Genomic DNA, 22,246 nt, shown 5'->3' on the forward strand with positions numbered 1-22,246 from the left:
GGAACAAAAATGAAGCGGAAAAATCAGCTTTGTAAAATACGAATAAATATAGAGACAAATATGGAAAAATCGTGTACAATAACAGTTGTGGAATAATAGATTAAATTAAGATAAAAAGAAGGCAGGAATATAATGAAAGCAGAAGTTGTATCCATGACAGCGGACAAGCTTGATATGGAAGCTATTCGTCGTGGTGGAGAGATTTTGAAACAGGGTGGTTTGGTTGCGTTTCCTACGGAGACTGTTTATGGTCTGGGTGGGGATGCGCTGAATCCGCAGGCTTCTATGAAGATTTATGCGGCGAAGGGCAGACCATCGGATAATCCTTTGATTGTGCATATTGCAGAGTTTGATAAGCTGGCGCCGATCGTGGCAGAGGTTCCGGAGAAAGCGAAGATTCTGTCAAAGAAATACTGGCCGGGACCGCTGACTATGATTCTTCCGAAGTCAGATCTGGTACCGAGGGAGACTACGGGTGGTCTGGACAGTGTGGCGGTGCGTTTCCCAAGTGATAAAATCGCGCAGGAACTGATCAAAGCTGCTGGTGGATATGTGGCTGCACCAAGTGCAAATACTTCAGGCAGACCGAGTCCGACTACTGCACAGCATGTTGAGGAGGATCTTGGAGAAGCGATTGAGATGATCATTGACGGAGGCCAGGTGGGTATCGGCCTTGAGTCGACAATCGTTGATTTTACAGAGGATGTGCCGGTAGTTTTGCGTCCGGGATATATTTCTCTGGAGATGCTTCAGGAGACTCTGGGTGATGTAAGAATGGACAAGGGTCTGATCGCGGCTGACAGCAAAGTCCGCCCGAAAGCACCGGGGATGAAATATCGTCATTACGCACCGAAGGCAGATCTGGCAATTGTTGAAGGTTCCGAAGAAGCGGTTGTGAAGAAGATCAATGAGCTGGCAGCAGAGGCGAAAGCACGTGGCGAGCAGGTTGGTATCATTGCAACAGACGAGACAAAAGACAGATATCCGGAGGGTCTGGTAGTCAGTATCGGAAGCCGAAAGGAAGAGGAAACGATTGCTCATCATCTGTATGAAGTGCTTCGCGATTTTGACCAGAGCGCGGTCAAGTCTATTTATTCAGAGGCATTTTATACACCGAGAATGGGACAGGCCATTATGAATCGTCTGCTGAAGGCAGCAGGACATAAGATTATTCGAGTGGAGGAGTAAGTGTTACTGTTTGTGGCAGTGGCAGATTATTTTAAGTGTATTGTCTGATCATTTGTATAACATAAAGAAGGAAAGGGTCAGAAGAAATATAAATAAATTTATTTCAGGAGGAAAAAAGGAAATGATAGCTTTAGGAAGTGATCACGGTGGATATGAATTGAAACTGGAGATTAAGAAGTATCTGGATGAGAAAGGGATTGAGTATAAGGATTATGGCTGTGACAGTCTGGAATCCGTAGATTATCCGGTATATGCAAAGAAGGTTGCACATGCAATCCTTGATGGTGAATGTGAAAAAGGAATTTTGTTCTGTGGAACAGGTATTGGAATTTCCATTACAGCAAACAAAATTAAGGGAATCAGAGCTGCAGTCTGCACAGACTGCTTTACAGCAGAAGCTACAAGACTTCACAATGATGCAAATATCCTTGCACTTGGCGGAAGAGTTGTAGGTCCTGGACTTGCGGCTAAGATTGTGGAGACTTTCTTAAATACACCATTTTCCAATGATGAAAGACACATCAGAAGAATCAACCAGATGGAAACTGAATAATCAGCAGACGCTGTCTGGGATTAACAGACGAAGAGTAAGTTATAAGCAAGTAGTGAAGCGAATGATTTTATCCGCCTGACTACTCTGAACTTACTGAATGTATTGAAAAACAAAAGGATAAAATAGCCAGAAACTGTGATAGTACTGAAGGGAAGTATGGAACAGTTTCTGGCTCTCTTTAACAAGGGGGAAGTAGCATGGATAAAAATTGTAAACGTACAGATTATTTGTCATGGGATGAGTATTTCATGGGAGTTGCCATGATGTCAGGAATGCGTTCCAAGGATCCGAATTCACAGGTTGGCGCCTGTATTGTAAGTGAAGACAACAAAATCCTTTCCATGGGATATAACGGATTTCCGAAAGGATGTTCAGATGATGAATTTCCTTGGGCGAGAGAAGGGGATGATCTTCATACAAAGTACTTCTATGTGACCCACAGTGAACTGAATGCAATCCTTAACTACAGAGGCGGAAGCCTGGAAGGTGCGAAGCTTTACGTGTCATTGTTTCCGTGCAACGAATGTGCCAAGGCAATCATTCAGGCAGGGATTAAGACGATTGTGTATGACTGCGATAAATATGCCAATACACCGGCAGTGATCGCATCAAAAAGAATGCTGGATGCAGCAGGAGTTCGTTATTACAAATACAACCGAACAGGACGTAAGATTACAATTGAGGTGTAATTTTGTTACTGTTCATTTCGTGCCCAGTAATGTAATTTTTACTCTTGACACATCAGTCCATTTCAAATAAAATAAAACCAAATGCAAATATATACGGCGATGAAGAGAATAGTACATAAGGAGCAATCCCAGAGAGGAATCCATCTGGTGGAAGGATTCTGTGCGCGAATTATGGAACCGGCCTCGGAGCCCCGTGCAATTGAAGTACGGCGTTTTTTCCTGCGTTATCGGAAGAAGAGCGAGCAATGTGCAGGCATTTGGGTACAGTGCTAATTAGGGTGGTACCGCCGAAGCCTTTCGGTCCCTTGTGAGGGATGCTGGGCTTCTTTTTTTCGTTTTTTGTAATATGGCAGATTTTGCCGGATTATAAAAATGGCAGATTTTTGTACTGTGGAGCAGATAAGGGAATCTATTTATAGAGGAAAAATAAGAAGAATATGCATTCCGCCGCGACTATATCCTGAGAAATGTAAGAAAATAACAGAACGTTTGAAACTGCTGTCTGCGGGTATTTCCATTAGGAACATTACCGGGAGTGGACAGTAAGTTTGCAAATCGTCAATGGTGTTATTTTGACTCAGGATCAACACAATCACATAAAAAGGAGAAACAATCATGGCAAACAACAAGAAACTGGTAGAAGCCATCACATCCATGGAAGACGATTTCGCCCAGTGGTATACCGACGTTGTAAAGAAAGCTGAACTTTGCGGATATACCAGCGTTAAAGGCTGCATGGCGATTAAACCTGCAGGATATGCGATCTGGGAGAATATCCAGCATGAACTGGACAGAAGATTCAAAGAAACAGGCGTACAGAACGTATACATGCCTATCTTTATCCCGGAATCTCTTCTCCAGAAAGAGAAAGATCACGTAGAAGGATTTGCACCTGAGGTTGCATGGGTAACTCACGGTGGTCTGGATCCGCTGCAGGAGCGTCTGTGCGTACGTCCGACATCTGAGACATTATTCTGCGATTTCTATGCAAAAGAGATCCAGTCTCACAGAGATCTGCCGAAAGTATACAATCAGTGGTGTTCTGTAGTACGTTGGGAAAAGACAACACGTCCATTCCTTCGTTCCCGTGAGTTCTTATGGCAGGAAGGTCATACTGCTCATGCAACAGCTGAGGAAGCAGAAGCACGTACTATTCAGATGTTGAACCTGTATGCAGACTTCTGCGAAGAAGTACTTGCTATCCCAGTTATCAAGGGACAGAAGACTGACAAGGAGAAATTCTCCGGTGCAGAAGCTACTTATACAATTGAGTCTCTGATGCATGATGGAAAAGCCCTTCAGTCCGGTACAAGCCATAACTTTGGCGATGGATTTGCAAGAGCATTTGGCATCCAGTATACAGATAAAGAGAATAAACTTCAGTATGTACATCAGACATCCTGGGGAATGACAACACGTATGATCGGTGCCATCATCATGGTACACGGTGACAACAGCGGTCTGGTACTGCCTCCGAGAATCGCTCCGACACAGGCAGTGATCATCCCGATCCAGCAGAGAAAAGAAGGCGTTCTTGAGAAAGCAGACGAGATGTTTGCAGCATTAAAAGCAGCAGGAGTCCGCGTAAAAGTAGACGACACAGACAAGAGTCCGGGATTCAAATTCGCAGAGCAGGAAATGCGTGGTATTCCGATCCGTATCGAGTGTGGCCCGAAGGATATCGAGAATGGCCAGGCTGTAATCTGCCGTCGTGATACAAGAGAGAAATACACAGTTACATTTGATGAGCTTGTAGAGAAAGTACAGGAGATCCTGGAAACAATCCAGAAGGATATGCTGGAGCGTGCGCGTGCACACAGAGATGCTCATACTTATGTTGCTACAAACTACGAAGAATTCAAAGACACTATCGTCAACAAACCAGGTTTCGTAAAAGCTATGTGGTGCGGCGACCGTGCATGTGAAGACAAGATCAAAGAAGATGTTCAGGCTACATCCAGATGTATGCCGTTTGAGCAGGAACACTTAAGTGATGTTTGCGTATGCTGTGGAAAACCGGCTAAGAAGATGGTTTACTGGGGAAGAGCATATTAATTTAGAAGAATGCTGTAACTGAGGAGATAATGAACAGTTACAAAACAGCAATAGAGAAAACCGGCAGCAGATTATATCTGAATGCCGGTTTTCAGAATTTATAAAAAAGTCTTTCAGACAGGACTGTGTTGGTGTATAGTAAGAATATGCTGTCAGAGAAAATCCAGCGCAGGTATAAACAACTATACACGGATTTCTGGCTAAAAGAAAAGATAATAATTTAAACAGATAAGGATGGTCATATGATTCTGGAAATACCGAAAAATGCTGAGACAATTTTGCACATACTGGAGAATGCAGGCTATGAAGCTTATGTAGTAGGCGGCTGTGTCCGCGACTCTATCCTGGGGCGTACCCCGGATGACTGGGATATCACTACTTCTGCGAAACCGGAGCAGGTTAAGGAACTGTTTCACAGGACTGTAGATACAGGTCTGCAGCACGGAACCGTGACTGTTCTTATGGAGAAAGAAGGCTATGAGGTTACGACCTACCGTGTAGACGGCGAATACGAAGATGGCAGACATCCCAAAGAAGTAACCTTTACGGCAAGTCTTGAAGAAGATTTAAAGCGCCGCGACTTTACGATTAACGCTATGGCATACAATCCGTCCAGAGGACTTGTTGATCTCTTTGGCGGAATGGAGGACATCGATAGAAAGATCATCCGCTGTGTGGGCGATCCGCTGGAGCGTTTTACAGAGGATGCACTTCGCATTATGCGTGCAGTCCGCTTCAGTGCACAGCTTGGTTTTAGCATTGAAGCGGAAACACGTAAGGCACTGAAAGTCCTGGCGCCGAATCTGAAACATGTCAGCGCAGAACGTATTCAGGTGGAACTTGTGAAACTTCTCATGTCTCCGCATCCGGATTATCTCAGAGTCGCTTATGAAGCAGGGATCACAGCAGAGTTTCTGCCAGAGTTTGATGCCTGCATGGAAACGCCACAAAATACTCCTCATCACTGCTATACAGTCGGAGAGCATATCCTGCACAGTCTTGACTATGTGCGTGCAGACCGTGTTCTGCGGATCACCATGCTGCTCCATGATATCGGCAAACCTGTTGTGCGTAAGACAGATGAAAACGGCAGAGATCATTTCAAAACCCATGGAGAGGCTGGGGAAAAGATGGCAGGTCAGATCCTGCGCAGACTGAAATTCGACAACGATACCATCCGCAAAGTAACCCGCCTGGTGAAGTGGCATGATGACAGACCGGAGGGAACAACGAAATCTGTCCGCCGTGCAGTGAACCGCATCGGTGAAGATCTTTTTCCATATTATCTGGAAGTGCAGCAGGCAGATATGCTGGCGCAGAGCGAGTACAGACGTGCTGAGAAACAGGAGCGTCTGGACAAGGTAAAAGAAGCCTATGAGGTGATCCTGAACGAGCACCAGTGTGTATCTCTGAAAACCCTGGCAATCACAGGCAAAGATTTGATCCAGGCCGGATATAAGCCGGGGCGTGAGATTGGGGAGACATTGAACCGTTTACTGGAAGAGGTACTTGCTGATCCGCAGAAAAATCAGAAAGAAATATTATTAGGTATGCTGGATAAGAAATAAAACAGTTTACATTTCTGGCAATAAAAATCCGAGGGTATATCCCCCGGATTTTTTTCATATGTATAGAAAGTATCAAAATAAGAGGGGGATATGTCATTGTATGATTACGGACTAAGCACTCTGGCTCAGTATGAGCTGACAGCAGACCGTTCTGCAAGGACAAGGGGGGCCCTGCTTTGTTATACCTCGCAGGGACTTTTGATTTTGAGGGAATTTCACGGTTCGGAAAAAAAGCTGAAAAAACAGCAGGAACTGCTGCTTCATCTAAAAGAATGCGGGATGAATACCGATTATTTTCTACAGAATACACAGGAAAGTCTGGTCAGCAAGGATAAAGACCAGATGGCTTTTACACTGCAGCACTGGTACGAAGGAAGAGAATGCGACACCAAATCCAGAGATGATATCATAAAGAGTGTCCGGACGCTGGCAAGGTTACATATTTTAATGAAAATGGAACCTGTGGAGGAATACAGGGAACGCTCCCTGCGGGATGAATACCTCCGGCATAATCAGGAACTTCGCAAGATCCGCAAATTCATCCGGAAAAAAGGTGCGTCCAGTGTATTCGAGAAAGATTATCTGGCAAGTGTGGAGTGGTTTTTACAGAGAGCGCAGTATGCGGTAGAGCTTCTGGACGAGACAGAATACGACAGTCTCAGAGAGAAGGTATGGCGTGAGGGACAGGTCTGTCACGGAGAATACAACCAGCATAATGTTCTGATGTTGAAAGGGGAAGATGAAACTGCAGCAGTGACAAATTTCGGGCACTGGAACTTTGACATTCAGATGGCAGATTTGTACCGTTTTATGAGAAAAATCCTAGAAAAGTATAACTGGAATTTAAATCTGGCGCAGGAAATGCTCCGGGAATATCACAGGATCCGTCCCATTTCAAAAGCTGAATGGCAGAACCTGAGAGTACGCTTTACTTATCCCGAAAAATACTGGAAACTGGCAAATTATTACTATTCGCACAAAAAGGTGTGGATTTCTGAGAAAAATGTGGAAAAGCTTCAGAATCTCATCCGACAGAGAGAAAACTGGAAGGATTTTGCACAAAAGTGTTTTGAGGTTTATCCTGCTGATTTTTGAAAAATATAGTACATGTTAAAAGGGGCATATTTCGGGTTACTGAGAACGGAGTGAACAGTAACTATTTCGGGCATCCGGAACTGCCCGAATCTTTTGAAAAACCTTGACAATATAGGGAAAAAGGTATATATATAGAAGATAGAGCTCTGTCGCTTTTGGCAGATGCCACCAAACAAGAAAGAGATCATTAGAGGAGGAAACACCATGAATAAAACAGAATTAGTAGCAGCTATGGCGAAAGAGACGAACTTATCCAAGAAGGACGTAGAAGATGTTCTGAAATCTTTCGTTGATGTCGTTTCTAAAGAACTGAAAAATGGCGGAAAGATCCAGTTAGTTGGATTTGGTACATTTGAAGTAAGCGAAAGAGCTGCTAGAGAGGGAAGAAATCCTCAGACTGGTGAAACAATGAAGATCGAAGCTTCTAAAGCACCGAAATTCAAAGCTGGAAAAGCTTTAAAAGATATGGTTAACGGTAAATAATAATTAAGACGATAACCGGGGGGACGAAAGTTCCCCCTTTTTGATACTCCAGAATTGCGTGAGCGTTAGCGGAGCAATTCGTGAGTATCTGATACAGGAGCAGAATTATGAGATTAGATAAGTATTTGAAAGTGTCGCGCCTGATCAAGCGCCGTACGGTAGCAAATGAAGCCTGTGATGCAGGAAGAGTCCTTGTAAACGACAAACCTGCCAAGGCATCCGTACAGGTCAAGACAGGAGACACCATCGAAATCCAGTTCGGAAGCAAGAACGTCAAAGTCGAAGTACTGGATGTAAAAGAGACCGTAAAAAAAGAAGACGTAGAGAGTATGTATAAATACCTTTAACAGTCAATGCTATACTGGTAATTCTATTTTAAGCCAGACGGACATAAAATACTGATAAGTGAGAAATCCGGGAGGCGGCTATGGATAATACACACAGCCTGATGCTGGAGAACCGTCAGGGCGGCAGAATTACCGGAGTAAAGGATGTCAAATCCTTTGATGAAAAAGAAATCCTGCTTTTTACACAGGCAGGTAAACTTGTAATAAAAGGAGAACAGCTTCATGTGAAGCAGCTCGATCTGGAAAAAGGAGAAGTAGATCTGGAAGGAAAAGTGGACAGTCTTACCTATCTGTCAAAGAATACAGATAACAGAGATGAATCTTTTCTAAAAAGGATGTTTCGTTAAGAGATGAGTACATTTATTCATCATGAATTACTTCTTCTGGTACGGACCGTAGCTGCAGGAGCGGTTCTCCTTTTGTGTTATGATCTTCTGATCGCCCTGAGAAACGTCCTTGCACATTCGGAGAAAGCAGCAGGGATTGAAGATCTTCTCTACTGGCTGTGTTGTGCATTTTTTATCTTTTCGGAGATTTACAGGACAAATGAAGGAATTTTGCGCTTTTTTATGATTCTGGGTTTCCTGCTGGGAGCATACGTCTGTCACAGAATACTTGGCGGTATTTTTGTAAAATGCTGCACGAGACTTATGGAGATTCCTGTAATAATTATTAAATTTTTGATAAAATGGTTGCTATTTCCGGTCAAAAGATGTAAACTTCTGAAATATAAAGTGTATAAGTGCGCTAAGAAAGAAAGGCTGGCAAATTGGGTAATTCTAAGAAAAAAAAGAAGAGAAGAAAAGTAGGTTATGAATCTCTTGGAATGCTTGCGATTGCGCTGGTTGTTTTAGTCCTTCTGGGAGGACTTATGCTTAAAAGTAATGACCTTCAGGAACGCCTCACAGGATACGATGCTAAAGCCGCCACACTTGAGCAGCAGATAGAAGATGAGCAGAACCGCACAGAAGAGATTGATAAATTAAAGAAATATATGGAAACAGACGAATATGCTGAGGAAGTTGCCAGAGAGAAACTGGGACTTGTAAAGGATAATGAGACTGTTTTTAAGAAACAGCAATAAAAACGTCGAAAACTTTTACGATTTTTTCGTCTGAGTTTGACAGATATTTCAGAGCCCTTTCCATATAATACCTCTGATAAGAATGATAAGGGGAATATCAAGGGGAGGGGAGAATATGCAGGAATGGATGATTGCCATGCTCGTTATCAGCATCATGCTGATCATACGGGACATGGCAAAAACTATTTTAGCGGAAAATCTGCCGGATACAGAAGAACTGCTCTCTTTGCAGGAAAGTCATCCGCAGAAAGAACGGGTGGAGAAATACGCGGCATCTTTTCAGAAACTGGCAGATACTTTTTATGGAATGCCGTACCGTAAAGATTACCTGAGCAGCAGGCAGATCGAGCGGATCATCGAGGATACGAATGCGAAAGTATGCAGCAGATGTTATCAGCGGGAAATCTGCTGGGGAGAACATGCACAGGAGCTTTGTAAGGAAGTAGAGACACTGGTACGTTCTATGGAGATCGGAAATGAAGAGGATATTCGAAGTATCCGCGGTGACTGGACAAGCATATGTCCCCGTTCGGTTCAGTATTATGAAGCAGTTACCGAGAATTATCAGCGGGAGAAACAGAATCTGATGTGGGATAACCGCATGATCGAGAATAGACTTGCAGTTGCACAGCAGCTGATGGAAGTTTCAAAGATCATGGAAAATGTAGCAAGTGATCTGTATGATCTGGAAAGAGGAACACCCCAGTTTGAGGAAGATTTGCGAAAAAGTCTGCGCAAGTGCCATGTGATCCTGCGTCAGGCTTGGGTAATGGACAAGGTAAAAGGGCGCAGGCAGGTATTTCTTACCATGCGTGCCAGAAGCGGGCAGTGCATTTCTATGACAGAAATCTCGCAGTTGCTTTCCGGGGTCTGCGGCAGTCTGATGGTACCTGTAAATGGAAGCCGTTGTATTGTAAATGGGGAATATCATACGGTGCATTTTATCGAAGATGTAAGCTATCAGATCCTTTACGGAGTTGCCAGACTGACAAGGGAAGAAGAAAAGGTTTCCGGTGATAATTATGTATGCAGGCAGGAAGATGGCGGCAGATTTGTTATGTGCCTTTCAGATGGCATGGGATCCGGGATGGAGGCATGCAGGGAGAGTGAAACAGTTGTAGAACTGTTGGAACAGTTCATGGAATCGGGGTTTTCCCAGGAAACAGCAGCGAAGATGGTTAATTCCGCGCTGGTGCTGAAAGATCAGGAAGGAATGTTCTCCACGGTGGATATCTGTGCTGTGGATCTGTATACAGGAATCTGTAATTTTCTGAAAGCAGGTGCTGCATCGACTTTTATCAAAAGAGATCATTGGGTAGAATCCATCACTTCTGAGAGCCTGGCGGCAGGACTTGTACAGCAGATTGACTTCGAAACAGCAACCAGGAAACTTTATCACGGAGATTATCTGATCATGATGACAGACGGAGTCTTGGATGCACTTCCAAGTCAGAAGGAGGAAGAGACCATGAAGGAGATCATCATGGATGTCCATGAGGAAGCGCCGAAAGACTTGGGCAGGGGAATTCTGGAGAGGGTGCTGGGATACAGCGATTATCATGCACGGGATGATATGACGGTGCTGGTGGCAGGCGTGTGGAAGAAATAATAGAAAAAAGGATAAACGATAGAAGATGAAGAAAGAAGTTCTTGCTTACATAAAGCAAAACAGAATGATCGTGGAGAAAGATGTAATCCTTGCGGGTGTATCCGGAGGTAGTGATTCCATGGCAATGCTGCATCTGCTGAAGGAATTGCAGCAGGAATTGGGTTTTGCGCTGCGGGTTGTGCATGTACATCACGGAATACGTGGAAAGGAAGCTGACAGAGACAGCAGCTTTGTGGAAAACATCTGCCGGGAATGGCAGATCCCATGCAGAGTCTATCATTATGATGTGCCGAAACTGAGCAGGGAATGGAAAATGGGCGAAGAAGAGACCGGAAGAATTGTCAGGAAAGAGGCTTTTCACAGAGAAATCAGTGCCTGTGGGAAAGAGCAGGAAGACTGCAGGAAGAAATGTAATATATTGAATAAGCAGGAATCCCATATGGCAGATAAAGGGCAGAACGACAGCGGAAACTCAGAAAATGTCATAAAGATAGCACTGGCACATAATCAGGAGGATCTTGCTGAGACTATGATCCACAACCTGTGCAGAGGAACTGGTCTGCGCGGACTTTGTACCATGCGTCCTGTGGATGGAGAGATTATTCGCCCGATTTTATGTTTAAGCAGGGAAAAAATTGCCGATTATTTAAAAGAACAGCATATTTCCCATATCCAGGACAGTACGAATCTGTCTGATGAATATACCAGAAACCGTATCCGCCATCATATTCTGCCGATACTGGAGCGGCAGATAAATACAAAAGCTGCGGCACATATGGCAGAAACAGCAGCCAGAATCTCACAGGCGGAGGAGTATCTGACACAGCAGAGCAGTCAGATACTGGAAGAATTTCAGACAGATACCGGCTATTATTTTACGGAGAAATTTTTTGCGCAGCCTCAGATCATTCAGATTTATGCACTTCAGCAGGCGATGGAGAGTCTGGCAGGTAAACGGAAAGACCTGACAGCAGTTCATTATGAGAAAGTGCTGGCACTTCATGAGATGCAGACAGGAAAAAGAATCAGTCTGCCATATAACATGGAAGCCAGAAGAGTTTATGAAGGTGTGCGGCTTTCTCTTCGAAAAGAGGAACAATCATCTGGTATGAATGACTGGAGAACGGTGTCAGGCCAGAATAATATAAAAAAGGCGGATATCAAGGCAGTGGAGACAGCTTGTAAAGATGATACAGCAGCTATGAAGTGGGAAGTCTGTATTCCTGGAACTGTCACCAGTCCTCTGGGTACTTTTTCGGCAGAAATATTTTCCTATGAAGGTCAGAAGATTGAAGAAAAAAAGTATACGAAATGGCTTGATTATGATAGAATAATAGGGAATCCGTGTATTCGAACCAGACAGACAGGGGATTACATGGTCATCAACGCACAGGGAAACACAAAGAAACTGAACCGCTGTATGATCGATGAGAAGATCCCGTCAGAGAAGCGGGACGAGATTCCGCTGATCGCATGCGGAAATGAGATTCTCTGGATGGTGGGAAGCAGGATGAATGAGAGGTATAAAATTAACCCCCAAACCAGGAAGGTGTTAGTATTAAATTACCAAGGAGGACACGAAAATGAGTGAGAAAATCAAAGTTTTACTCAGCGAAGAGGAAGTAGATTCCCGTATTAAACAGATCGCAGCAAAGATCAGCAAGGATTATGCAGGTAAAGAGATTCATTTAATCTGTGTATTAAAGGGTGGTGTGTTCTTTACATGTGAACTTGCCAAGAGAATCACAGTACCGGTTTCACTTGACTTTATGTCTGTATCCAGCTATGGCGATGATACCAAATCCAGTGGCGTTGTAAAAATCGTCAAAGACCTTGACCAGCCACTGGAAGGTAAAGACGTTCTGATCGTAGAGGATATCATTGACTCTGGAAGGACTTTAAGCTATCTGATCGAGATCCTTAAGAAGAGAAATCCGAACAGCATCCGTCTGTGTACATTACTGGACAAACCGGAACGCAGAGTCAAAGATGTCAAAGTTGATTACTGCTGCTTCAATATTCCAGATGAGTTCGTAGTAGGCTATGGTCTGGACTATGCACAGAAATACAGGAATCTTCCATTCATCGGAGTAGTAGAACTGGGGGAAGACTGAAAGGAGATTTAACTAAGTGAATAAACAGCCAAGCAGAATTGGTCTGTATCTGGTGCTGATCATTGCTCTGGTAGCCGGATATTTTTATCTGAATAATCAGGTGGTTTCTCAGAGCAGTTACACACAGAAGCAGCTGGAGCAGGCTCTTGAAGACAACAAGGTGGTTGATGCAACGATTCAGCAGAACAGAGAGGTTCCGACAGGTGCTGTGATCGTAGACACAACAGATGACGGACAGAGAAAAGTCTATGTAACAGATGTCAACCAGGCAATTGAACTGCTGAACAAGTATAATATTGATGTTACAACTCAGAATGTACCAGGAGATAATGTATTTCTCACAACTCTGCTCCCGGTTCTTCTCACAGGTGCACTTGTGATCTTCCTGATCATGATGATGAACCGTCAGATGGCCGGCGGAGGCGGCGGTGGAAATGCCAAGATGATGAATTTCGGCAAGAGCCGTGCGAGAATGACAACTCCGGATGACAATAAGAAAGTTACTTTTGACAATGTAGCAGGTCTGCAGGAGGAGAAGGAAGATCTGGTAGAGGTTGTTGATTTCCTGAAATCCCCGCAGAAATATACAAAAGTCGGTGCGAGAATCCCGAAGGGTGTGATCCTTGTAGGCCCTCCAGGAACAGGTAAGACACTTCTGGCAAAAGCAGTAGCCGGAGAAGCGGGAGTTCCGTTCTTCTCTATTTCCGGTTCTGACTTTGTAGAAATGTTTGTCGGTGTAGGTGCATCCCGTGTGCGTGACCTTTTCGAAGAAGGCAAGCGTCATGCACCGTGTATTATCTTCATCGATGAGATCGATGCAGTTGCCAGACAGCGTGGAACAGGTATGGGCGGCGGTCACGATGAGAGAGAACAGACACTGAACCAGCTTCTTGTAGAAATGGATGGTTTTGGTGTGAATGAAGGAATCATCGTAATGGCGGCTACAAACCGTGTGGATATCTTGGATCCGGCGATCCTTCGTCCGGGACGCTTTGACCGTAAGGTTGCAGTTGGACGTCCGGATGTCAAAGGCAGAGAAGAGATTCTTCGTGTTCATGCGAAGGATAAACCTCTGGGAGAGGATGTAGATCTGGCTCAGATCGCAAGAACAACCGCAGGATTTACAGGTGCAGACCTGGAGAATCTTCTGAACGAAGCTGCCATTGAAGCTGCAAGACAGGGCAGAGGATTCATTCTTCAGTCTGATATTAAGTGTGCTTTTATCAAAGTTGGTATCGGTGCTGAGAAGAAGAGTAAAGTGATCTCTGAGAAAGAGAAGAAGATCACAGCTTACCATGAATCCGGACATGCGATCCTGTTCCATGTACTTCCGGATATGGATCCTGTTTACACGATTTCCATCATCCCGACAGGAATGGGGGCAGCAGGTTACACTATGCCGCTTCCGGATAATGATGAGATGTTTAATACCAAAGGGAAAATGCTTCAGGATATTATGACTCTGTTGGGTGGACGTATCGCAGAGGAGATTATCTTCGGGGACATTACTACCGGTGCATCCAATGATATCAAACGTGCAACTGCGACTGCAAGAAGCATGGTGATGAAATATGGTATGTCTGATAAACTGGGACTGATCTGCTACGGTGATGACGATGATGAAGTATTTATCGGAAGAGATCTGGCCCACACCAGAAGTTACAGCGAAGATGTAGCCAAGTCGATCGACGAGGAAATCCGCCGTATCATCGGAGAATGCCACGATCAGGCCAAGAAAATTATTCTGGGACATGAGGACGTTCTGCACAAGTGCGCAGCACTTCTTCTTGAGAAGGAAAAGGTGCACAGAGACGAGTTTGAAGCACTTTTTACAACAGAAAATCCAGAAACAGAAAATACTGATATATAATATAAACAAAAAAGTGTGCCAAATTTTGTGAAGTTTGTGCACACTTTTTCCTTGCCCCATGCTATTATATATATCGTAAAAACCCCCCAATACATTATATAGTTTTTGCTACACCCCATAAGAAGAAATACCTTCTCCAAAAAAGCCAGCTTATCCCGCTGGCTTTTTTACTTTGTATAAAAAACGGCGGAAGATTGAGCAGAATCACTGAATCTCTGCGCAAATTTGGGGCAATCAGATGGTTGTCATCTTACCTGTTTTAAGATAAAATAAATAAGATGATAAATGACAGAGAGGATTGACGGAAATGGAACATGGAAAAGCAGATATAAGAAAAAAAATGCAATATATCTTAAACATGCGTCCTGTATTTAATAAAGAGGCGCTTTTCAGTGACGGAACAGAATTTTACAGAAACCCGGCAGAGCCAAAGGCAGGGGATACGGTAACGATCAAATTCCGTACACAGAGGAACAATGTAGATTCTGTATACCTTGTAAGCGGAGAACAGCGCATACAGATGCAGATATGTGATACAGAAAATGGATTCGATTATTATTCTGCCCAGGTAACCATTGGAGAGGACATTTTCCGTTATTATTTTGAGATACAGTATGGCTGGGTAACCTGCTATTATAACAACCTCGGAGTCTGTACCAAGCATGAAGGCAGAATGGACTTCGAGATTTATCCGGGATTTGATACGCCGAAGTGGGCGAAGGGTGCAGTCATGTACCAGATTTACGTGGATCGTTTCCTGAACGGAGATCCGACCAATGACGTAGTGACCGGAGAATACCATTATATTGGAGACAAGAGTGTACAGGTAGAACAGTGGAATAAGATTCCGGCAGTAATGGGTGTACGTGAATTTTACGGCGGTGACCTGCAGGGCATTATGAACAAGCTGGATTATTTGCAGGATCTGGGTGTAGAGGTTATTTACCTGAACCCGATCTTTGTTTCTCCGAGTAACCACAAATATGACTGCCAGGACTATGACTATGTAGATCCACATTACGGCAGGATCGTAGAGGACTGTAATGAGGGAATCCTTCTGGGAGATGACAGCGATAATTCTCATGCATGGAAATATATCAAACGTGTCACAGACAAGAAGAACCTGGAAGCCAGCAACGAACTGTTTGCCAAACTGACAGCAGAGATCCACAGAAGAGGAATGAAGATCATTCTGGATGGTGTATTTAACCATTGCGGTTCCTTTAATAAATGGATGGACAGAGAACGCATTTATGAGAACCAGGAAGGATATCCGAAAGGGGCTTATATTTCTGCAGACAGTCCATACAGAAATTTCTTCTCCTTTAATGATCCGAATAAATGGCCATACAATCCGACTTATGATGGATGGTGGACACATGACACATTACCGAAGCTGAATTATGAAGGTTCTCAGGAACTTTATGACTATATTCTCCGTGTAGGTCAGAAATGGGTATCTGCACCATACAATGTAGATGGATGGAGACTTGACGTGGCAGCAGACCTGGGACACAGCAATGAATTTAACCATAAATTCTGGAAAGATTTCCGTAAGGCAGTGAAAGCAGCGAACCCGAATGCGATCATTCTTGCAGAACATTACGGCAATCCAGAAGGATGGCTCCAGGGCGATGAGTGGGATACAGTTATGAACTACGATGCGTTCATGGAACCACTGACCTGGTTCCTGACTGGTATGGAGAAGCATAGCGATGAGTACAGAGAGGATCTTCTGGGCAACAGCGATGCTTTTATCGGTGCAATGAAGAATCACATGCGTGCTCTTCATATGTCCGCGCTTCAGACTGCAATGAATGAGTTATCCAATCATGACCATTCCAGATTCCTGACCAGAACCAACCATAGAGTAGGAAGGATTTCCTACGCAGGTGCAGAAGCAGCATCTGAGGGAGTAAATCCGGCAGTTATGCGTGAAGCCGTAGCCATCCAGATGACATGGCCGGGTGCACCGACGGTATATTATGGAGATGAGGCCGGACTTTGCGGATTTACAGACCCGGATAACAGACGTACGTATCCGTGGGGACGTGAAGATTATCAGATGATCGACTTCCACAGAGTCATGATCCGCATCCACAAGAGCTACGAAGTCCTGAAAACAGGGTCTCTGGGCTTCCTCTGGAACGACTATCAGGGACTCTGCTATGCAAGATTCTCCCAGAAAGAACAGATGATCGTGATCATTAATAACAGAGCCGAGAGCCGTGAAGTAGAAATCCAGCTATGGCAGTCTGGAATCAGCCGACTGGCAGATACAAAACTTGAACGGATCGTCATGACTTCCGCCGAAGGCTTCACCGAAGAACCAGCCGAATACATCGCCTCCGCTGGAATCCTCAAACTTACAATGCCGGCATTTGGCGTGGTGGTTTTACATCATAAAAATTAATTGAAAATTGGCATTAAAAAGAACAGGGATTAAGATTTTGCTCTTAGTTTCTGTTCTTTTTTGTACAAACAAGTTATTTGTTTGATTACAATATGTATCAGGCGGTATTGATGGAACAAAAAAAGACCCAGACATCCGTCTGAGTCTTAAGTGGATGGAGAAGGATTCGAACCTTCGAAAGCGTTGCTAACAGATTTACAGTCTGCCCCCTTTGGCCACTCGGGAATCCATCCTTGAACCGAAGCTTATTATATATGAAACAGAACCAGATTGCAAGAACTTTTTTCAAAAAATCTGAAAAAATTAAAAGATTTCTCATGCAGCAGGGAGTTTTTCATAAATCTATGTAATTTTGTTTGTCATTTTTTTAGCAAAATAGTAGACGAAAAAGCAGAAATCTGGTAATATAACCATATCTGGATATAGATGTAATTCCATATCAAAGATTGATTAGAGTAGCTGCGAAAGAACGTAGCAGTTACTACAGATTAGGAGGAATTTATCATGTTAGTAAGTGCAACAGAAATGCTGAAAAAAGCAAAAGCTGGTCATTATGCAGTTGGACAGTTCAACATCAACAACCTTGAGTGGACAAAGGCTATCCTTTTAACAGCTCAGGAACTGAACTCTCCGGTGATCCTTGGTGTGTCCGAAGGTGCTGGTAAATACATGACTGGTTATAAAACAGTTGTTGGCATGGTTAATGGAATGATGGAAGAGCTGAACATCACAGTTCCGGTAGCTCTTCACCTTGACCACGGCAGCTATGAAGGATGTCTGAAATGTGTAGAGGCAGGTTTCTCATCCATCATGTTCGATGGATCTCACTATCCGATCGAAGAGAACGTTGCAAAAACTAAAGAACTGGTTAAGATCGTTGCTGAACACGGAATGTCTCTGGAAGCAGAAGTTGGTTCCATCGGTGGTGAAGAAGATGGTGTTGTAGGTATGGGTGAATGTGCAGACCCTCAGGAATGCAAAATGATCGCAGACCTTGGCATTGACTTCCTTGCAGCAGGTATCGGTAACATCCACGGAAAATATCCGGCAAACTGGAAAGGCTTAAGCTTTGAAACTCTTGACGCTATCCAGCAGTTAACAGGTGATATGCCACTCGTTCTTCACGGCGGCACAGGTATCCCTGCAGACATGATCAAGAAAGCTATCGACCTTGGTGTATCCAAGATCAACGTTAACACAGAGTGCCAGCTTTCCTTCGCAGCAGCTACACGTAAATACATCGAAGAAGGCAAAGACCAGCAGGGCAAAGGATACGATCCACGTAAACTTCTTGCACCTGGCTTCGAAGCAATCAAAGCTACTGTTAAAGAAAAAATGGAATTATTCGGATCAGTTAACAAAGCTTGATGATAACCTCATAAGCAATAAAAAATCTCACATCCTTTGAGGTGTGAGATTTTTTTATACCATGGGATTGGAGTCTGGACAGGAAGCAGATTTGCGGGGAAGGCTCCGATACAGGGACTTAAAATTTTCGTGGCGGTATTTTCTGTGTGTATTGCAATTTATATGTTGATCCCAAAATGGAGAATCCCCTTGTTCTGACCGTGAAAGCAACGGAACAGGGGATTTTTTTGCTGGTTGTTTATGAAGTGGACAAAAAAAGTAGATTTTACAAATTGATTTTTAAGCTTCTGTATAATAAAATAAAAATGTTAGAAAAAAGTAGGAGAACAAACGATGGAACAGAAGAAAGCTTTTAATAAAAAGAAGCTGAAGGTGGTTCTTGCATTGTGTGTTGCAGCAACTGTGATCGCCGGAATCGGGCTGCTGGCTTATATACATCATATAGATACCACCACACTTGGAAGAAAAATCAGTGTGTATGGTCTGGATGTATCGAAGCTTACTGTAGACGAGGCACAGCAGAAGATAGCGGAATCATTTCAGAATAAAACAGTAACTTTTAATGAAGACGATGAGGATATTTACAGTACTTCACTGGTACAGATGGGATATAGTCTGGATCAGAATGCATTGAAGAGTGCACTGGAAGCGCTTCAGAAGCAGAGAAGCCAGAAGTTTCAGCTTCTTGCGTCACAGAAAGACTATACGATAGATTATCAGATTATTAAGGACGAGGCACAGGAACAGATGGCTCTGGCAGAGGATAATTTTGGTAATAAAGAAAGAACAGATTCCACAGATGCTCATATCCGGTACAGTAAGAAGAAACAGAAATATGTGCTGGTGAAGCAGGTTGTAGGAAATCAGATAGATGAGAACCGGCTGTTAAGTTATGTAGATGAGACTCTGGATGAGAAATTCAAGACAGAACTGTTTGCTTCGGACGTACAGATTGTGCTGAATGAAGAGGTTTACAGGCAGCCGGATATTGAAGCGTCAGGGGAAATGAAACAGCAGGTGAAGAAGTTGAATTCTCAACTGGAAAAATACCGCAGTACAACAGTTACATATGTTTTTGGTTCAGAAACACAGGTGCTGGATTCGAATACGATCAGTTCCTGGCTGAATATTAAGAATAGTGGTATCAGTGTTGACCAGGAGGCAGCAGCTGCTTACATATCTGATATGGCGAATAAGTATAATACGATTTATGTACCTCGTACATTCCATACATCCACAGGTTCAGAGGTGACGGTTTCTGATAATGAATATGGATACAGGATCGATCAGGATGGGGAACTTGTACAGCTTCTTGAAGATCTGAAAAGTGGAGAGGCTATATCAAGGGAACCTGTATACAGCAGCAGTGGAATGATGAGAAATGGTACGGATGATCTGGCGGGAAGTTATATAGAAGTGAGTCTGGATGCTCAGCATTTGTGGTTATACAAGGATGGAGCTCTGGTTACGGAAACAGATATTGTCAGTGGAGCACCGACCGCAGAACGGGAGACATACAGAGGTGCATGGCCGATCGCATATAAGGCAAGTCCGTTTACTCTGAGTAGTGAAGAATACGGTTATGCAACTACTGTAAAATACTGGATGCCGTTTGTATATGGACAGGGACTTCATGATGCATCCTGGCAGTCGTCTTTTGGCGGCAATCGTTATAAGACAGGACACGGTAGTCATGGATGCATTAATCTTCCGGAAAATCAGGCTGCTCTGATCTATAACACGATTGATGGCGGATATCCGATCATTATCTATTAAAATGTAATTAAAATATATGCAACGTAAAAAGCTGAGAACAGTATTCTTGGCTTTTTTGTATTGTTCACTCTGCACGGGCTACGGCAACCGAATTCGGGCAAAATATACCGCAAAGTGGGGCGTACAGATTGTGGGAATGATTTTTCAAACACGCTCTAGATAATGTAATTAGTACAAATAAATATTTTTTCTGAAAAAAAGGTATGGTATAATAAATTCATATCTTCTGTACAAGCCCAGGTGACATGGAGGTATACATTTACGAGGGAAAGAGAGGGCTGTTTATGACAAAAGAAAAGAAAAAATGTCACTGGCTATGCAGATTTTTATTGCGCTTGTACTGGCAATCGTGGCAGGACTGCTGATGCAGAAGTATGCGGATTTTGCACAGTCGTACATCAAACCTTTTGGAACGATCTTTTTGAATCTGGTTAAGTTCATTGTTGTTCCAATCGTATTATTTTCCATTATGTGTGGAATTATTTCCATGCGTGATATCAAGAAAGTTGGGTCTATCGGACTGAAAACAGTTGTATATTATTTATGTACAACTGCATTTGCGATTATGATCGGACTGGTTGGTGGAAATCTGTTTAAGGGGCTTTTTCCAAAAGTTGCTACGACAGATCTGGTTTATGAAGCCGCAGAATCAACTTCATTCATGGATACTATCGTAAATATTTTTCCATCTAATTTCATTTCTCCTATGGTAGAAGCGAATATGCTTCAGATCATTGTAATGGCACTGCTTCTGGGATTTGCTATTATTATGATCGGGGAAGAAAAAAGTTGCTGTATGATCGTTTCCAATCTGGAAAAGAAAAAGGAAGCAAGGTCACAACGAAACGAAGCTAAGAGATAAGAAATACAAGTAAGACGGAACAGGAGGACACAAACATGGAATTTCAGAATCTGATCGAGAAGAGAAGAACGGTTCGTAAATATGCAGAGGGTAATACGGTAAGTAAAGAGGATATTCTTGCTATGATAAAGGCAGCTCAGGAGGCTCCGTCATGGAAGAATTCTCAGACAGGACGTTATTACTGCATTATGGATGAGAAAGATGTGAGTCAGTTCAGAGAAGAGTGCCTGCCGGAAATGAATGCCGGGAAATGTGAGAATGCAGTATTGATCATTAGTACTTTTGTTCACAACAGAGCGGGATTTCAGAAAGACGGGACTGCAGATAATGAACTGGGAAATGGATGGGGATGCTATGACCTGGGACTCCAGAATGAGAATCTGATATTGAAAGCTGGGGAACTTGGATACGGAACTCTTATTATGGGAATCCGTGATGCAGAGAAGATTCGGGAGTTATGTACTGTTCCGGAAACAGAAACAATAGTTGCTGTGATTGCGGTAGGCGTTCCAGGGGAACAGCCTAACCGACCAAAAAGAAAAGAAACAGAGGAAATCGTGAAATTTCTGTAAAGAGAGTTAGCTGTTTTTTTTTGCGATATCTTTTAATTTTCTTTCAATAAAAGAGAGGACTGTGTGGATCAGGAAACCGACGAACAGTACCAGTGGTGAAAGGATGAGACAGAAACCGATCAAAAATATGGTGATGATATCCATATTTGCGGAGCATCTGCGGAGAATAAGAAATCCGGCCGCTGCTGGGATTAGGAGCAGGAACCATTTTAAGGTGTTTAGAATGTTGTTTCTGGTGTGTTCAGGCTGAGTCATGACAGTCCTCCTTTTTGTATTTTTATGGTGAATTTAGTATAGCATTAGTGGTGGAGTAAAACAATGATAATTCTTTTTGGTTTGGGTTTAGATATTAAGAAAAGCTAAGGCTCGGGAAGTCTGCTAAGAGGAGGACGCAAGCGCCAACAATTCTTTCCGGCTCGGTTTCGGGCCTTAAGAAAAGCTAAGCCTCGGAAAATCTGCTAAAAGGGGACGCAAGTGCCAATAATTCTTTTCGGCTCGGTTTCGGGCCTTAAGAAAAGCTAAGCCTCGAGAAATCTGCTAAAAGCATTCGCAAATAACTCAAACTCGCTGCGCTCAGACAGTGAGTGATTTGCGAATAAC

21 protein-coding genes, 1 tRNA gene and 1 pseudogene are annotated in these 22,246 nt (G+C 43.4%); 21 read left to right on the forward strand and 2 right to left on the reverse strand.

Translation table 11 applies throughout. The annotated features are described in order from the left end of the window. Positions 1-132: 132 nt before the first annotated feature. The 16 genes from ACTNES_RS06525 to ACTNES_RS06600 all read left to right on the forward strand — a co-directional run bounded on the left by ACTNES_RS06525 (position 133) and on the right by ACTNES_RS06600 (position 17,068). A complete protein-coding gene (locus ACTNES_RS06525; protein WP_441038945.1) occupies positions 133-1,188 on the forward strand; it encodes an L-threonylcarbamoyladenylate synthase in 1,056 nt (351 codons plus the stop codon). Between the two features lie 121 nt (positions 1,189-1,309). Beyond that, on the forward strand, positions 1,310-1,741 hold the full coding sequence (gene rpiB / locus ACTNES_RS06530) for a ribose 5-phosphate isomerase B (RefSeq protein WP_291807813.1): 432 nt from the start codon (positions 1,310-1,312) through the stop codon (positions 1,739-1,741). Between the two features lie 197 nt (positions 1,742-1,938). Next, the gene (locus ACTNES_RS06535; RefSeq protein ID WP_291807812.1) at positions 1,939-2,430 is read left to right on the forward strand and encodes a deoxycytidylate deaminase; all 492 of its coding nucleotides are present in this window, start codon (positions 1,939-1,941) and stop codon (positions 2,428-2,430) included. Positions 2,431-3,045: 615 nt separating this feature from the next. Next, complete coding sequence (gene proS, locus ACTNES_RS06540; RefSeq protein WP_216460162.1) at positions 3,046-4,485, forward strand: proline--tRNA ligase; 1,440 nt, start codon at positions 3,046-3,048, stop codon at positions 4,483-4,485. A 242-nt stretch (positions 4,486-4,727) separates the two neighbouring features. After that, on the forward strand, positions 4,728-6,053 hold the full coding sequence (locus tag ACTNES_RS06545; protein WP_291807811.1) for a CCA tRNA nucleotidyltransferase: 1,326 nt from the start codon (positions 4,728-4,730) through the stop codon (positions 6,051-6,053). A 90-nt stretch (positions 6,054-6,143) separates the two neighbouring features. Next, positions 6,144-7,148, forward strand: a complete 1,005-nt coding sequence (locus ACTNES_RS06550; RefSeq protein ID WP_216460160.1) for a phosphotransferase — start codon at positions 6,144-6,146, stop codon at positions 7,146-7,148. Between the two features lie 204 nt (positions 7,149-7,352). After that, positions 7,353-7,631, forward strand: coding sequence for an HU family DNA-binding protein (locus ACTNES_RS06555; RefSeq protein ID WP_117677071.1), 279 nt, complete (start codon positions 7,353-7,355; stop codon positions 7,629-7,631). Between the two features lie 107 nt (positions 7,632-7,738). Beyond that, the gene (locus tag ACTNES_RS06560) at positions 7,739-7,978 is read left to right on the forward strand and encodes an RNA-binding S4 domain-containing protein (RefSeq protein ID WP_008707948.1); all 240 of its coding nucleotides are present in this window, start codon (positions 7,739-7,741) and stop codon (positions 7,976-7,978) included. Between the two features lie 80 nt (positions 7,979-8,058). Next, a complete protein-coding gene (gene yabP, locus ACTNES_RS06565) occupies positions 8,059-8,325 on the forward strand; it encodes a sporulation protein YabP (protein ID WP_216460159.1) in 267 nt (88 codons plus the stop codon). 3 nt (positions 8,326-8,328) lie between these two features. Next, positions 8,329-8,787, forward strand: coding sequence for a spore cortex biosynthesis protein YabQ (gene yabQ, locus ACTNES_RS06570; protein WP_216460158.1), 459 nt, complete (start codon positions 8,329-8,331; stop codon positions 8,785-8,787). Beyond that, entirely contained in the window at positions 8,748-9,062 is a 315-nt protein-coding gene (locus ACTNES_RS06575) for an FtsB family cell division protein (RefSeq protein WP_291814897.1), read from the forward strand. Before yabQ ends, ACTNES_RS06575 begins: the two co-directional genes overlap by 40 nt. A gap of 115 nt (positions 9,063-9,177) precedes the next feature. Beyond that, positions 9,178-10,671, forward strand: coding sequence for a SpoIIE family protein phosphatase (locus ACTNES_RS06580; protein WP_441038949.1), 1,494 nt, complete (start codon positions 9,178-9,180; stop codon positions 10,669-10,671). Between the two features lie 25 nt (positions 10,672-10,696). Then, positions 10,697-12,262 carry a tRNA lysidine(34) synthetase TilS gene (gene tilS / locus ACTNES_RS06585; RefSeq protein ID WP_441038951.1) on the forward strand — a complete coding sequence of 522 codons (1,566 nt, stop codon included), beginning with the start codon at positions 10,697-10,699 and terminating at the stop codon, positions 12,260-12,262. Next, complete coding sequence (gene hpt / locus ACTNES_RS06590) at positions 12,255-12,785, forward strand: hypoxanthine phosphoribosyltransferase (protein WP_216460155.1); 531 nt, start codon at positions 12,255-12,257, stop codon at positions 12,783-12,785. Before tilS ends, hpt begins: the two co-directional genes overlap by 8 nt. 16 nt (positions 12,786-12,801) lie before the next feature. Next, on the forward strand, positions 12,802-14,655 hold the full coding sequence (ftsH, locus tag ACTNES_RS06595; RefSeq protein WP_441038953.1) for an ATP-dependent zinc metalloprotease FtsH: 1,854 nt from the start codon (positions 12,802-12,804) through the stop codon (positions 14,653-14,655). Between the two features lie 307 nt (positions 14,656-14,962). Next, positions 14,963-17,068, forward strand: a complete 2,106-nt coding sequence (locus ACTNES_RS06600) for a glycoside hydrolase family 13 protein (RefSeq protein ID WP_291807807.1) — start codon at positions 14,963-14,965, stop codon at positions 17,066-17,068. A 151-nt stretch (positions 17,069-17,219) separates the two neighbouring features. Here the strand turns inward: ACTNES_RS06600 and ACTNES_RS06605 are convergent. Next, a tRNA-Tyr gene (locus ACTNES_RS06605) sits at positions 17,220-17,301 on the reverse strand. Positions 17,302-17,572: 271 nt separating this feature from the next. Here ACTNES_RS06605 and fba point away from each other — a divergent pair. The 5 genes and pseudogenes from fba (at position 17,573) to ACTNES_RS06630 (ending at position 21,646) form a co-directional block, all read left to right on the forward strand. Continuing rightward, entirely contained in the window at positions 17,573-18,436 is an 864-nt protein-coding gene (gene fba / locus ACTNES_RS06610; RefSeq protein WP_119234298.1) for a class II fructose-1,6-bisphosphate aldolase, read from the forward strand. A 333-nt stretch (positions 18,437-18,769) separates the two neighbouring features. Next, the gene (locus tag ACTNES_RS06615; RefSeq protein WP_441038955.1) at positions 18,770-20,212 is read left to right on the forward strand and encodes a L,D-transpeptidase family protein; all 1,443 of its coding nucleotides are present in this window, start codon (positions 18,770-18,772) and stop codon (positions 20,210-20,212) included. A gap of 16 nt (positions 20,213-20,228) precedes the next feature. After that, complete coding sequence (locus ACTNES_RS06620; RefSeq protein ID WP_441038957.1) at positions 20,229-20,375, forward strand: DUF6783 domain-containing protein; 147 nt, start codon at positions 20,229-20,231, stop codon at positions 20,373-20,375. Between the two features lie 141 nt (positions 20,376-20,516). Then, positions 20,517-20,996, forward strand: a pseudogene (locus ACTNES_RS06625) (dicarboxylate/amino acid:cation symporter); the annotation flags it as partial. A gap of 113 nt (positions 20,997-21,109) precedes the next feature. Next, positions 21,110-21,646 (forward strand): nitroreductase family protein, encoded by a 537-nt coding sequence (locus tag ACTNES_RS06630; protein WP_441038959.1) that lies wholly within the window; start codon positions 21,110-21,112, stop codon positions 21,644-21,646. Positions 21,647-21,652: 6 nt separating this feature from the next. Here ACTNES_RS06630 and ACTNES_RS06635 read toward each other — a convergent pair whose 3' ends face one another. Beyond that, positions 21,653-21,901 carry a hypothetical protein gene (locus ACTNES_RS06635; protein ID WP_441038961.1) on the reverse strand — a complete coding sequence of 83 codons (249 nt, stop codon included), beginning with the start codon at positions 21,899-21,901 and terminating at the stop codon, positions 21,653-21,655. Positions 21,902-22,246: the final 345 nt, after the last annotated feature.

The organism is Blautia sp. HCP3S3_D9 (assembly GCF_052063845.1).
Lineage (GTDB): Bacteria > Bacillota > Clostridia > Lachnospirales > Lachnospiraceae > Blautia_A.